At 36.7% G+C, this 14497-nt stretch carries 11 protein-coding genes; all 11 read left to right on the top strand.

From position 1 onward, the window contains the following. On the top strand, positions 1–747 hold a 747-nt coding region (locus ACTBZY_RS24275; protein ID WP_463048997.1), incomplete at its 5' end, for an HAD-IC family P-type ATPase. Between the two features lie 921 nt (positions 748–1668). After that, the gene (locus ACTBZY_RS24270; protein WP_463048996.1) at positions 1669–2559 is read left to right on the top strand and encodes an alpha/beta fold hydrolase; all 891 of its coding nucleotides are present in this window, start codon (positions 1669–1671) and stop codon (positions 2557–2559) included. 102 nt (positions 2560–2661) lie between these two features. Beyond that, positions 2662–4299, top strand: coding sequence for an MGH1-like glycoside hydrolase domain-containing protein (locus ACTBZY_RS24265; protein WP_463048995.1), 1638 nt, complete (start codon positions 2662–2664; stop codon positions 4297–4299). A 382-nt stretch (positions 4300–4681) separates the two neighbouring features. Next, a complete protein-coding gene (locus tag ACTBZY_RS24260; RefSeq protein WP_463048994.1) occupies positions 4682–5551 on the top strand; it encodes an RNA polymerase sigma factor in 870 nt (289 codons plus the stop codon). A 94-nt stretch (positions 5552–5645) separates the two neighbouring features. Then, positions 5646–6134, top strand: coding sequence for an SRPBCC family protein (locus ACTBZY_RS24255; RefSeq protein WP_463048993.1), 489 nt, complete (start codon positions 5646–5648; stop codon positions 6132–6134). 1 nt (position 6135) lies between these two features. Then, complete coding sequence (locus tag ACTBZY_RS24250; protein ID WP_463048992.1) at positions 6136–6639, top strand: SRPBCC family protein; 504 nt, start codon at positions 6136–6138, stop codon at positions 6637–6639. 649 nt (positions 6640–7288) lie between these two features. Beyond that, positions 7289–7960: a haloacid dehalogenase type II gene (locus ACTBZY_RS24245; protein ID WP_463048991.1), complete on the top strand. Its 672-nt coding sequence runs from the start codon at positions 7289–7291 to the stop codon at positions 7958–7960. A gap of 790 nt (positions 7961–8750) precedes the next feature. Continuing rightward, the gene (locus tag ACTBZY_RS24240) at positions 8751–10205 is read left to right on the top strand and encodes an apiosidase-like domain-containing protein (protein WP_463048990.1); all 1455 of its coding nucleotides are present in this window, start codon (positions 8751–8753) and stop codon (positions 10203–10205) included. Between the two features lie 268 nt (positions 10206–10473). Beyond that, positions 10474–12141, top strand: a complete 1668-nt coding sequence (locus ACTBZY_RS24235) for an exo-alpha-sialidase (RefSeq protein ID WP_463048989.1) — start codon at positions 10474–10476, stop codon at positions 12139–12141. Between the two features lie 228 nt (positions 12142–12369). Beyond that, positions 12370–12783 (top strand): hypothetical protein, encoded by a 414-nt coding sequence (locus ACTBZY_RS24230; RefSeq protein ID WP_463048988.1) that lies wholly within the window; start codon positions 12370–12372, stop codon positions 12781–12783. 47 nt (positions 12784–12830) lie between these two features. Then, positions 12831–14354 (top strand): ATP-binding protein, encoded by a 1524-nt coding sequence (locus ACTBZY_RS24225; RefSeq protein ID WP_463048987.1) that lies wholly within the window; start codon positions 12831–12833, stop codon positions 14352–14354. The last annotated feature ends 143 nt before the right edge of the window (positions 14355–14497 follow it).

Raw genomic sequence — 14497 nt, 5'->3', positions numbered from 1 at the left:
GTAGACCATGCCATTATACTGAAAAACGTAGAAGAAATTCCGGGTTATGGACTAAAAGCTATCGTGGAAGAGAAAGAACTGCTGGTAGGAAACTTCAAACTTTTAGACAAGTTTAATGTCCAATATGATATAGACGTGAGTACCATCGTTTATACCGTGATAGCGATAGCTTATAACAAGCAATTTGTTGGGTATATCACCATTGCCGACCAAATAAAGGAAGATGCACAATACGCTATAAACCAACTCAATAAACATGGCATAAAAACAACAATGCTGAGTGGAGATAAAGCGACTGTGGTGAAATTTGTGGCAGACAAGTTAGGGATATCTCATTACTTTGGAGATTTACTCCCTGAACATAAAGTGGCTAAAATTAAAGAGATTATAGCCCAAAATGAAACAGTGGCATTTGTGGGAGACGGCCTAAACGACGCTCCAGTGGTGGCTTTAAGTCATGTGGGCATAGCCATGGGTGGCCTCGGAAGCCAAGCCACCATAGAAACCGCCGATGTAGTTATCCAAGACGATAAACCATCCAAAATACCAATGGCAATAAATATTGGTAAAAAGACCAAGAAAATCATTTGGCAGAATATCACTCTTGCGTTTACGGTGAAGCTTATTGTATTAATACTGGGTGCGGGCGGATTAGCCACCATGTGGGAGGCCGTTTTTGCCGATGTAGGGGTAGCTCTACTCGCCATTCTAAATGCCGTAAGGATTCAGAACATGAAATTTGATTAAGCATTTTTCGATCGATAATGAAGCTTATTGTTTTCGTTTCAGTGTAGTCTCAATTTATAGCTAGACTCGAGCATTCATAGAAAATAGTAACACGGATTTTTTAATACAGATGAACCATAGCAATTTCAAAAAAGTAACATTAATCCATTAGATTAGTTGTGTATGTTTAGCCACAATTTTTAATGTAAAAATATGCGTAGAACTTTAACCTTTCTGACTTTTATTTTCGTGCTTGGATGTGCCGAGAAACAAGAATGATTGAATACTAATTTTAAGTCTTTTTGGATTCAGTGAAATTCCTGATTCCAACTTTTGGAATCAGCCTAAAGTATAATTTGACACATCGGATTATATTATTCAGCCTAAACATTTACAAAAATATTACGATCACCCTGGTGAATTAGGTTACATATCAGAAGGCAAAGATTATGGTTTTGAATCGCTTTCAATATTCATGGCGATGATATTGCCAAATGGCTGTCCACCATTGCATACTCATGACATTGATGAACTGCATGTGGTTTATAATGGGACTGTTGAGTATATTAATAATAAAAAAAACAATTTACGGCAGTGGGGCCATACATTGTATAAATTCCGGCAGGTGCTCCTCAAGCATTCGTAAATCGCGGGGGGACTCCGATAAATGTATTGGGTATATTGCCCAAAAATATTGCGACCTATCAAGAGTTTGGACCAAATCCATTGCTGGAAAATAAGGTAAAAAATTAAATGAAACTCGGGCTAACAGCAGTTATGAATGAATGGTATTTTAATGATCAGGAAACTTTGTTGGTACTTGGAATGTCCACCACAATTAATGAATTTAAAATAAGGCGAGGCTATGAGCGACTGGAAAGGTGAGTACTTTCTAACCCCACTCATCATATCGCAGTCATTAGACAGAATTAAATGAAAACTATGAAAAACATTTTTCTACTACTTTCGATTTTATTGTCAATCAATACTTATAGTCAATCTGAGTATTTTATAATAGGTGCCGACCAAACTAAACTACGTGTTAGGGAATTTGGGCGTGGCGAACCTTTAATTTTTCTTGCGGGAGGCCCAGGATTGAATGCCGACTATTTAGAAGCGATTTGGGGAAATTTATCAACCGATTACCGATGTATTGTTTTAGATCAGCGTGGGACAGGAAAATCCATTCTACCGAAAGTGGATGCCGTTTCATTGAATATGGAAAATTATGTTGGCGATTTAGAAGCATTGCGTAAGCACTTAAAACTGGAACATATTACCATACTTGGCCATTCATGGGGTGGAATGCTCGCAATGGAGTATGTAGTTAGAAATCCTAAACGTGTAGAAAACCTAATTCTACTAAATCCTGGAGGTCCAACAAACAGTTTCTTTTCTTATTTTTCAGACAATATTAACATGAGACTTCACGAAGAAGATACCAGGGAAGCAATGGTATTAGATAGTTTAGGAAAATCAGATCTCAGAGCTATTTTTCCAGGATATTTTTTTGATAGAGATAGAGCCTTGGCATTAAAGGAGGCTTGGGATTTTGATGCTATATTAGGTCAACCAGGAGTAATGGGTTTTACTTTTTCTAACTTTGTTGCAACTCAAAAAGACAGGGTTAGTCATTTGAAAAAATACACTGGAATAGTTCATATAATTCAGGGCAGACAAGATCCAATCGGGGAATCTACTGTTTATGAAATAAAAGAATTAATACCCCAATCTCAAGTTACTTTTATTGAAAAATGTGGCCATTTCCCATGGTTAGAAAATGAAGATCAAGTTTCAGAATTCTATACGGTGGTTCGTAACGCGTTGAAATAATATTTTTTTTTAAAAGATTATAAAATTTTATCTAGCAAAAATATACACCATTAAAACGGACGTGTATTCAAGACGCCAAGCTTTATGCCATAAATAAGAGATATGAAAATTAAAAAAATAATCATTGCTTGTATAATCCTTCTATTTGCATTTGGATGTAAAAACAGTAAAAAGGCTGCTTTCAGATTGGATAGTAGCAGTTTTCATTCTTACATAGAAAGCTTTAATCAGAATGATAATGAACTTTATATTCAGCATATTTCTAATGATTCGGCCTTTAGATTTCTATCTGAAAATATCCCTATAATTGAAGTTCCTGATAAAGACATTGAAGAGACGTATTACTTCCGCTGGTGGACTTTTAGGAAACATATAAAAAGTACTACAGATGGTTTTGTGATAACAGAATTTTTGCCAGACGTCACTTGGGCAGGAAAGCACAATACTGTAAGCTGTCCTGCTGGCCATCAGATATATGAAGGCAGGTGGCTTAGGAATTCAACATATACCAGTGACTATATAAACTTCTGGTTAAACAAGTCAGGAGATGGAATACGTAGTTATAGTTTTTGGGCTGCTGATGCGGTTCTTGCATTTCATAAAGTACATCAAGATGAATCGAAGCGACTTGATCAATTAGAATTATTGATAGCGAACTATGAGCAGTGGGAGCAAATAAGACGAGATTCAACGAATATCCTGTTTTGGCAAATAGATGATAGGGACGGCATGGAGGTAACCGCAAGCGGACGTATTTTGAATGATGGCGTTCCTGCTCAAAAGATGGCGGCTATACGCCCGAGTATTAATAGTTATATGTATGGTGATGCCAAGGCCATAGCGACTATTGCAGATCTAGCAGATAAAGCTTTGATTAGTGCAAAGTATGAAGAAAAGGCCCAAGCTATAAAACAAGAAGTACAGCTCCGTTTATGGAATGAAGAACTCGGATTCTTTACGGTGCTTCCTAGGAATTATTCAGAAGTGACCAAACCTATAAATGTAAGAGAAGCCATTGGATTTATACCTTGGTATTTTAATCTACCAGACGACAATGCTACTTATTCAAATGCCTGGAATAAACTAATGGACACAACAGGATTTTATGCCCCATTTGGATTGACGGTTTGCGAACGCTCACATCCTTACTTTTCAATAAACTATACTGGGCATCAATGTCAATGGAATGGTCCATCATGGCCTTTTTCTACCACACAAACGCTTAAAGGCTTGTCGAACCTCTTAAATAATTACTCAAATAAAGGGAGTATCTCAAAAGATGATTATTTTGAACTCTTGCTTCAATATGCGAAAAGCCATTCCATCATAAACGAACAGGGTGAAAAACAAAAATGGATAGATGAAAACATCAATCCATTTACAGGAGATTGGATTTCAAGAACCAGACTTAAGACATGGGAAAATGGGACCTGGTCAGAAAAGAAAGGAGGAGAAGAAAGGGGTAAAGATTATAATCATTCTGGATTTTGCGATTTGGTAATTTCAGATTTACTTGGGCTAAAACCAAGAATTGATAATGTTATAGAGGTAAATCCTCTAATTCCTGACCATTGGGATTGGTTTTGCTTAGATCGTGTTTTATATCATAGGAAAGAAATAACTATTATTTGGGATAAAACAGGCGAAAAATACAAAAAGGGAAAAGGCTTAATGGTTTTTATTGATGGAGAATTAAAAACAAAAACTGATGGTATAGAAAAGATTATATGTGAATTATAAATAGGTACGAAAGCATAGTCGAGTAGCCCTACCTCGGTTTTTTTCCAGACTTGGCATATGCTAAGACCTGAATATTCTTCGTCAATAGTTGCTCTCCGCAATGGAATTGTCGTCCGTACCGACGACGACTTGGCCGGTAGGCGTCCCGATTACTTCATATTGGTTAGTCAGTTGCTTAAGATAAGGACTCCTTGCTTTTAGGGACGGAGACGCCCACTCTTTCACGCTTTGTATTATTCCACTAAAGAACTAAATTAGACAATCAAGGCATATATAAAACCTAAACTGCCTTAAAACGTCGCTTAGCTGCAACGTTAATTCGTTCAAAAATTGTTTTTGTAACATATTAACCAATTGTGTATCTCATATGTAAACCAGTTAAATGAAAAACCCATTATCAGATAATAATAAAGTAAATCTTGAAATTACATGGATAGAGAAATCTTTGTTAGGAGATAAAAATGCTCTAAATAAACTCATACAAAAACACCAGCCATTTATTTATAACGTGGCTTGGAAATATACCAACGACCCTGAAGAAGCGAAAGACCTAACACAGGAAGTGCTGATAAAAGTGATTACAAAACTATCTACTTTCGAAGGTAATAGTTCCTTTAAAACGTGGTTGTATAGAATCGTTGTCAATCAATTCTTACAGACCAAGAGAAGGCCCATGGAAGATAGATGGGAAAGTTTTGATGCATTTTCTAATGAATTAAACTCGATTCCTAGTCCTGATTTATTGCCAGAAGAGGAAATCGAACAGGAATTACGCACAAGAACAGCTCGTACACGATGTATGTCTGGAATGTTGATGTGTCTTACGCGTGAACAACGATTAATTTATCTATTGGGCGATGTATTTAACATAGACCACAATATCGGTGCTGAAATTTTCGAAATAAGTAAAGAAAACTACAGGGTTAAACTCTCTCGAACTCGTAAAGAGTTCCATGCTTTTATGAATCAACAATGTGGTTTGGTTAATCAAGACAACCCCTGTCGATGTTCAAAAAAAGCTAAAGCCATGGAAGCCGCTGGGAAAATGAAAACAGAAGAAAAATTATTTGACCCAAAATATACTGCTACAATCGGCACTTATGCAGAAAAAGTTGCAGACGAAGTTGCTGATATCGTTGATAGAAAATACATTGATTTTTTTCAAAAACATCCTACCAAAGAAAATTTCAATTCCGAAACCGTGATTAATGAAATTGTCAATGATAGAGACTTACATAAGTTTTTCAACTAAAAATTTCGAAGGTTTTGTAACACATTGATTCACTTTGTATCTAAGTATTGAAATGGCGTTAGAACTCTAAATTTTTATGTAAAACTTTAAGACAATGAAAGAAATAAGCGTACAAAAGGAACTAGAAATTAATAAAAATATAGGTGAAGTTTGGGAGATTATGGGAAACCAATTTGCCCAAGTGGATTTATGGTCAACTAATTTTAAAAAATCAAAACCAGGCGGAAATTCAAAATTCTCAGGATTAGAATATTCGGCAAGAATTACGATAACAGACCGTGGAGAAACCATACAAGAATTAGATTCTTTTGATGCAGCCACCCACACTTTGGCTTATCATATTACCAAAGGTGCACCCAGTATTGCAAAACGAGCAAGTGCTACATGGTCTTTAAGAAGAGAAGATGCCAACAAAACGACTGCAGTAATAGCATTTAAGATGGAGCCGAAAGGGCTTTTAGGATTTCTGATGACACCTCTGATAAAGAAAGGTTTAGGGAAGTCTGCTTTAGAAATAGCGGAAGATTTGAAGCATTATGTAGAAAATGGAATTCCACATCCGCGTAAAATCAAAATACAGTAGGATGAAAATAGATATAAAAGAATCAATAGAAATTAATACCCCAGCAGATAAAGCATGGGAAATTATCGGTCCGAATTTTTTACACATTGGGGATTGGGGACGAGGCATTAAAAGGTCATGGAATAATGAGTACGAAAAAGCCACTTTCGAAGGAGCACCTGCTGGCGGACGGTTTTGCGACTTAGGTAAAATGGGCATTGCCGAAGAAAGCATTTTAAATTACGATCATGCAAAGAGAGAAATAACATGGTCAGCTAAAAGTGACAAAATTCCAGGTTTCATAAAGAATCTACAAAATGCTCTTTACGTTGAAGTTGTGGATAATAACACCTCCAAAGTGCATACAAATATTACGGCTGATGCAATTGGAATTGGCGGTTTGTTAATGGGAGGAATGATAAAGAAAAACTTCGCTAAACTTCTGAAAGGATTTGTCAAAGATTGGAAATGCTATGCAGAATCTGGTGAAGTATCTGAGACAAAAAAAAAGGAATTGAACAAATAGAAAACACAAAAATTAGACTCGAATGCAATGGAATAAGGCTTCGATAAGCTCAGCAACCCTTCATTTGAGTCCCGATAGCCATCGAGATTGAGCTCTAGCCCCCGCTTTTGGCCATCAAGGTGCTATGTGGATATCTTGTTTGGAATTTTAATTATAGGTCTTTTGAGAGGGTAATTTGCTTATTTCAGTTTCTAGTAAGTTGGTTTTTAAGTATTATTTAACCTGATTTCTAAATAAAATTTAAGCCATAGGCATACCTCGCTCAGCCATTTTTTTTCGTGTATTTTTTGAGCCATAATTCTTGTTATCTACCATTTTGTTAAGTCGGACTTTATATGCATGGGCGGTCTTATTATTTCAGATGGTCACCCTACCCCACCCTTGCGGTTTACTTTGCTTAGGGTAATGACTCACCCGCTTAAGGATGGCGAAGTCTAGTCTTTCACCCTTGGGATTGTTTCGTTAAAGAACTAAATTAGCCATTCAAGGCACACTTAAGTTGTAAAGGCATAGTGATAAATAAGAACGAAATATTATTTTAACCGTTTGTGTACTTTGAATCCCACACCAAGCTTACAAGTGCCATTAATATCAAGCTTGAAGAGTCGCAGAGCTCAATAAAACAGATTACAAAATTGAAAAGAATGATATGATAAAAGCAGTTTTCTTCGATATGAACGAAACCTTATTGAACCTAAGCTTGCTTAAGAAGCAGTTTGATAAGCACTTTGAAGACAAGTATGTATTGAAATATTGGTTCACAAAATTATTATACAGTTCCAGTATAATGGGGATTATGGGCGAATACAGAAATTTCGGAGAATTAGCAGAAGTTGCTTTAGAAAATCTGTTTTTTGAGAATAATAAACCTTTATCTGAGAAAGTAAAAACTGAGATACTTGGTGAATTTAGAAAGTTGCCTGCATATGACGATGTACGTCCTGCTCTAAAACTATTGAGAGAAAAAGATATTCGTGTAATTGCTGTTTCTAATTCGTCTTTATCAATGATAAAAGAACAACTTACTAATGCAGGGATAATTGACCTTTTTGATTCCTATTACTCTGTCGACGATGTGAAAAAGTACAAACCCTTTAAGGATGTTTACCAGTCAGCGGCTAAACAAGAAGGATTAAGAACTGAAGATATTATAATGGTTGCAACCCATGATTGGGACTTATTTGGAGCAAAGAAAGCTGGACTGACCACTGCTTATGTAAAACGAAATGAAGTAATCTACCATCCTTTTTATTTACAAGCAGATTTTATGGATTCAAATCTATCCGATTTAATTATGCAATTAATTGATGCAAGAAATTAATGGAAACTGTTAGATAAAGAAGAAAGCCAACTTACAGACGAGCACGGCTCCACCAGTTGTAAAACTAATGGAGTATGCCTCTGATACGCCAGCCCGGACACACCACAATTCCATTGTGGCAATTCCATTGTGGCAATTCCATTGTGGCCTAAATACGGGACTAGGCGTGCCTGGTTTTATTGGATCCATTGAATCTCTGGTTACATGCGTTGATAAGAATCTAACATACTTTCATACCCTTTTTCGTGAACTTTCAAGTGTGATGGTAGTCTTTAATTCCGATAGCTATTAGAAGGACTTTATTTGCCGGGCAAGGTTTGTACAGCCTTCCATTCTTGGATTAAAAAGTGGCAAACCGCTCCATCGATGTGCTTGAATTTGGATTATCTCAAGCTCAATCAACTTTGCAGCTTACCGTCGGGCTTTTATCTAGACCCGGCCTCCCATACAGTATCTCAAGCTGTTTCTTATGCATTTGTGATACAGAACTTTCATCTGCAGGATAATTATTTGTTTATATTTGATAAACGAGCCATGTCAGGCACACACACACTGTAGCCATGTCGCCTAATGTCGGCACGCCAGATATAGTGGGAGCGTTTGAAGCAAACTAAAGAAACACCTGTACACAAATTGAACAACATCGAAACTACAGAAAACATATTCGACCATTTTGTAACGATTATAAGGCATTCAGAAAATTTGAATTCTTAACATTCTGAGTCGATAAAATTTAACAAAGGGAAACACGTGTTAGATGCAAAACACTAATAAAACAAGTCGCTCATACATGAAAAGAATTATTCCAGCAGTACTCCTATTTTTTGCAATATTTCATCTATCCGCACAGGGTCCATTACGGGTACACCCAGAAAATGGCCGCTACTTTACCAATAATACAGGCAAAGCAATATTATTAACCGGATCGCATACTTGGGCAAATTTCCAGGAAAGCAGAACACCCGATGAAGCACTTTTCGATTATGAGGCCTACCTAAAAATGCTTAAAGAGCACAATCATAATTTCATAAGACAATGGACCTGGGAACATGCTAAAAATGCTTCTTGGACTAACGATGAAGTTGTCTTCTCGCCCCTGCCCTACAAAACAGTAATTAAAAATGGCAAAGAATTTTATGATGTTTCACAATGGAATGAAGCCTATTTCTCACGTCTTCGTAAGCGAATAAAAGAAGCTGGAGATATGGGAATTTATGTTTCCGTTATGCTTTTTCAGGGTTGGAGCCAAAACCGCTTAGAAACACCCGGGAGTGATCCTTGGGAATATCATCCGCTCAATCCTCTCAACAACATAAATGGGCTGGGAAAATCAGTAAAAAACAATGGCTTTGATGATGAAAAAATGGGCACTTTACATTCGATGAATAATGGGGATGTGCTTGGACATCAGGAGGCATACGTAAAAAAAGTGATTGAAACAGTAAACGATCTTGATAATGTACTTTACGAAATCATAAACGAGGGCGGTACTAAAAAGTGGCAATACCACATGATAAACTTGGTGAAGGAAATTGAAAAAACCATGCCCAAACAGCACCCTGTAGGCATGACACCTTCTGTGGTGGTGAGCCCGCCAATGTTTAACGATGATCTATGGGAAAGTCCAGCAGATTGGATATCACCCACTCCTGAGCCCATTTCTTGGATGTACAAGGGTACCAATTTCATTCAAGATTATAAAAATGATCCCCCAGCCAATACCGGTGAAAAAGTAATTATTCTCGATACAGATCATTTGGGAGGCCACTGGGGTACATATATGTGGGCATGGAAAGCCTTTGTTCGTGGTCATAATCCAATTTTTATGGATTCATGGGTGCCCTTGGCAGGAAACTACGATAGACAAAAAAGTGCTGATATCTATTACATCGGTGGTGTAACAAAAAACGACGCCGACCATCCTGATTATGAACCTTTGCGTAAAAACATGGGACACATTCTGGCATTGGCAAACCGTATAGATTTAGCCAATATGACACCACAAGACCAACTCATTTCCACACGATTTTGTCTTGCCAATCCAGGTGAAGAGTATGTCGTTTATTTGCCCGAAGGCACCGGAACGCTAGATTTGAGAAATGCCAATGTAGCATTTGATGTTGAATGGTTTTTTCCGGTACTCCATAGAACCATTAAAGGAACAGAAACACTTCAAGGTGGTAGTTATAAAGCAATAGTCGCTCCGTTTACAGGTGCTTCTGTTTTGTATTTGAAGAAAAAGTAGCGTATCAATCGGCCATAGAGACAAGTAGTAAACAATCGATCTGGAAGTAGTTCGCTCATCATGCTTGTCATGTTGCAGCCTTAGCTTTTTGCAGACACCATTCAATGATTAGTTCTTCAAAACCAACGGCACTCCACTTACGGTAAGGAACGCCTAGTTTTTCATACTTTGGATTGTTCCGCTAAAGAACTAAATTCGTCATTCAAGGCATACTGAAAAACTTTCAACGAAAAGCTCATAAAATTTAAACCCTATAAAAGACACATACATGACTCCAATAAAGTTATTACTAACACTTGTAATACTTTCAACGCAGACCCTCCTCACATGGGGCCAGGAAATTTCAATAAACCAAAATAGGGTACAGATACCGGTATTGAAGTTCAACTCATTTACACCAGTGTTGCAGTTTAAAATAAATGCTACAAAAGAACTTAAGGCAAAAAAGTTAGTGGTAGAATTTGAAGGAACTACGAACATTAAAAATATAGACGCTGTCTTTCTCTTTGATATGGGTCAAGATAGCACTTGGCAGGCTGACAAAGGAAATTTACTAGCACAGAAAGTTTTGACCAAGGAACAGGCCATATTTGCTTTTTCAATCCCACAGCAAGTTAAAAGCCACTATTTTATTGTCGCTGTAAAACTATTGAATAATAGCCCGCTCGACCATTTCGTATCTGCAGGAATAAAAAAGGTTGAATTTTTAGAATCAAAAGTATTAAGCCCTTCCATTGATTCGAAACGCCTAAAGCAGCGAATAGGTGTAGCCTTAAGAAAAGGTGGAGATGATAATGTTGTAAGATTTCGCATTCCCGGCTTAGCTAGCACTAATGAAAACTCGCTACTTGCCTTATATGATGTTAGGAGAGACAGCGGTCGTGATTTGCAGGGAAATATTGACATCGGCCTTAGTCGAAGTAGAGATGGTGGAAATACTTGGGAGCCTATGCGTATAGCCTTAGATATGGGAGAATATGGTAAGCTTCCACAAAAATTCAATGGTGTTAGTGATGCTTCTATATTGGTAGATAAAAACAGCAAGACCATTTACATTTCAGGATGTTGGATGCATGGTGTCATTGATAGTAAAACAGGCCAACCGGTGACAGGCCTTACAGCAGACGCCACTGACTGGAATCATCAATGGAGAAACTATGGTTCTCTTCCTGGATTTGATATTGATAAAACTTCACAATTCTTGATCACTAAATCTATTGATGACGGAAAAACATGGGGAGCCCCAATAAATATCACGAAACAGGTAAAAAGCGATGACTGGCACTTAGCAGCTCCTGCCCCAGGTAACGGAATCACACTGGATGATGGCACCTTAGTATTCCCAACACAAGGGAAAGACAAAAATCAGCAACCTTTCTCAAACATTATTTATAGCAAAGACGGTGGAGAAACCTGGCACTCAGGCAAGCCATCATACAGCAATACGACCGAAAATGCGGTGGTACAGTTAAGCGATGGAAGTATTATGCAAAACATGCGTGATAATCGTAATGGACAGGATAAATCAGATAGCAACGGGCGTGCTATTTTTACCACAAAGGATTTAGGCGAGCATTGGGAAAAGCATGAAACACATCATAATGCTTTAATCGAACCCGTTTGTATGGCTTCTATCTACAAACATACCTACACCAGCATAAGTGGCGACAAAAAAAGTATCTTACTGTTTTCTAACCCAAATTCTAAATATAAACGTGAACGCATGACCGTTAAGGTAAGTTTTGACGACGGTAAAACATGGCCTGAAAAGCATTGGTTGCTTTTGGATGAACTGGGGCTTAGTGGAGGGTATTCTAGCTTAACATCGATTAATAATGCTACTATTGGTATTTTGTATGAAGGCAGTCAAGCACAAATGACTTTTGAAAGTATTGGATTAGATGAGTTGGGTATCCATGATGCTCTATTACCTTAATTGATATTGACCAAAACGGATATTAAGATACATACTGAAGACCCACTTTACCGAAAAATAAATGCTTTTGGCAGTACCAATTAATTTCTCCAATTTCACTTATTGAACGGTTACATTTATCCGACAACAAGCATTTACAAGTGAATACATAAGCGATATAGACGCACTTCAAGCCAAAAGTAGATCTACGCTAATGTTGTGCTTCATGGCGATTACTCAAATAAATTTATGAAACAGCTAATCTGGAAATTAATAATACCCCTTACGATTATTTCGTTCGTAATTTTCACAAAGCTATGGAATGTCGAAATCTTTGACGGCTCAAATGAAACACTAACTGGTTTTCCTGTGCCTTATATGTGCCCAGGCTGGCACTCTTCACTTTCTTTGCAAATTTTTGTTTCAGGATTTTTAATTGATATACTCACTTATTTGACTTTTTGGTTTGTGCTTATCTTCATCACGAACAAATATATCAAACCAATAAAATTACATAAAACACTTACAATTATTCTTATAATAGTATCTGGGTTTTTAACAGTAGGTATGATTTTAATCGGAATTAATTCTGATAATGTATACACATTCAGTCGAGAATTTGAAATCGAATTAATTGATTCAGAGTATAGATTTATTTGGTAAATAAATTGAAAGTGATAACCAAAGCATGAACACAACCCAAAACTTATATGAAGTTAAAAAGAATAAGAATAAAAAATTTTAGAGGATATAGCCAAGAAACTGATGTTTTGATAGGTGACTTAACCGCTATTGTAGGGAAAAATGATATTGGGAAATCAACACTTATAGAAGCACTAGATATTTTCTTCAACAAAAAAGATGCTGTTGCTAAATTGGACAAAGATGATGTAAATAAACTGCAGCTTAATGCAGGTAATTCAGTTACTGAAATTGCAGTGGTTTTTGAAGAATTTCCAGCTTCTATTGTCATAGATACTTCTAATGAAACTACACTAGAAGCGGAGTACTTATTGAATTCAACTAATGAGCTTGAAATAATAAAGAGGTATAACAATGGCGGTGCAGAAAAAGTATTTATTGTGGCAAATCACCCAAGTAATGAGAATTGCAATGAACTTTTACTAAAGAAGCAAAGAGAATTACAAAACATAATAAATGATGCATCTATTGAATGTGAGAATAGATCGCTTAATGCAGTAATGCGATCAGCTATATGGAATCATTTCATTCAGAATTTAGATTTAACTACAACAGAAATTGATGTTACTAAAGGAGATACTAAATCAATTTGGGATAAATTAGAGAAATATTTACCGTTATATTCTATATTTCAATCAGACCGTAAAAATAGTGATGGTGACAGTGAAGTTCAAGATCCATTATCTACAGCTGTAACTCAAATAATGAATGATTCTGGAATTCAAGCTTCACTTGCTACAATTGCATCAACTGTTGAAACCAAACTAAGAGAAGTTGCAGGATTAACCTTAGAAAAATTAAGAGAAATGAATCCTGAGATTGCTGATAGCTTAAACCCTGTGATTCCTCCTTCCGAAAGTTTAAAATGGGCTGATGTTTTTAAAAAAGTATCTATCTCAGGGGATGAAGGAATTCCAATAAATAAAAGAGGAAGCGGTGTTAAACGACTAATTCTTTTGAATTTCTTCAGAGCTGAAGCTGAAAGAAGAAGAACGGCTCAAAATATTCCCAGCATAATTTATGCAATCGAAGAACCAGAAACTTCGCAGCATACTGTGCATCAAAAAATTCTAGTTAGAGCATTGAAAGCCCTTTCAGAATCAGAAAACACTCAAGTTCTGCTAACTACACATAGTCCCGTAATTGTAAAAGAGCTAAAATTTGAACATTTAAGATTGGTTATGAATGGAGAAGAAAGAAAGGAGATTAGACCTATTCTACCAAATCAATTACCTTATCCATCTTTGAATGAAGTGAACTTTATCGCTTTTGATGAAACAACAGAAGAGTACCATAATGAGCTCTATGGATTTATTGAAAGTGAAGGTCAGTTTACCGCTTACAAAAGTGGGAAACAAACTATGAGTTATATTAGGGAACAGAATGGTACAACAAGAGAAGAGCAAAAAATCTTAACTGAATACATTCGTCATCAAATTCATCATCCTGAAAACACAAACAATACAAGGTTCAACGACACACAATTGAATGAATCGATTACAATGATGAGAGATTTTATCAACGCACAATAATAAAAAACGAAAGCACAATCGAGTAGCCCGACCCATCAATAGAACATGATGGGCTGGGGCTCTCACACCACCGTACGTACGGGTCTCGTATACGGCGGTTCATTGAATCTCTGGTTGTAAGCGTTGATAATAATCCAGCATAC

Source organism: Arcticibacterium sp. (genome assembly GCF_055134445.1).
The sequence above is the reverse complement of the archived record's forward strand: the minus strand, read 5'-3'. Positions and strand labels throughout refer to the sequence as shown.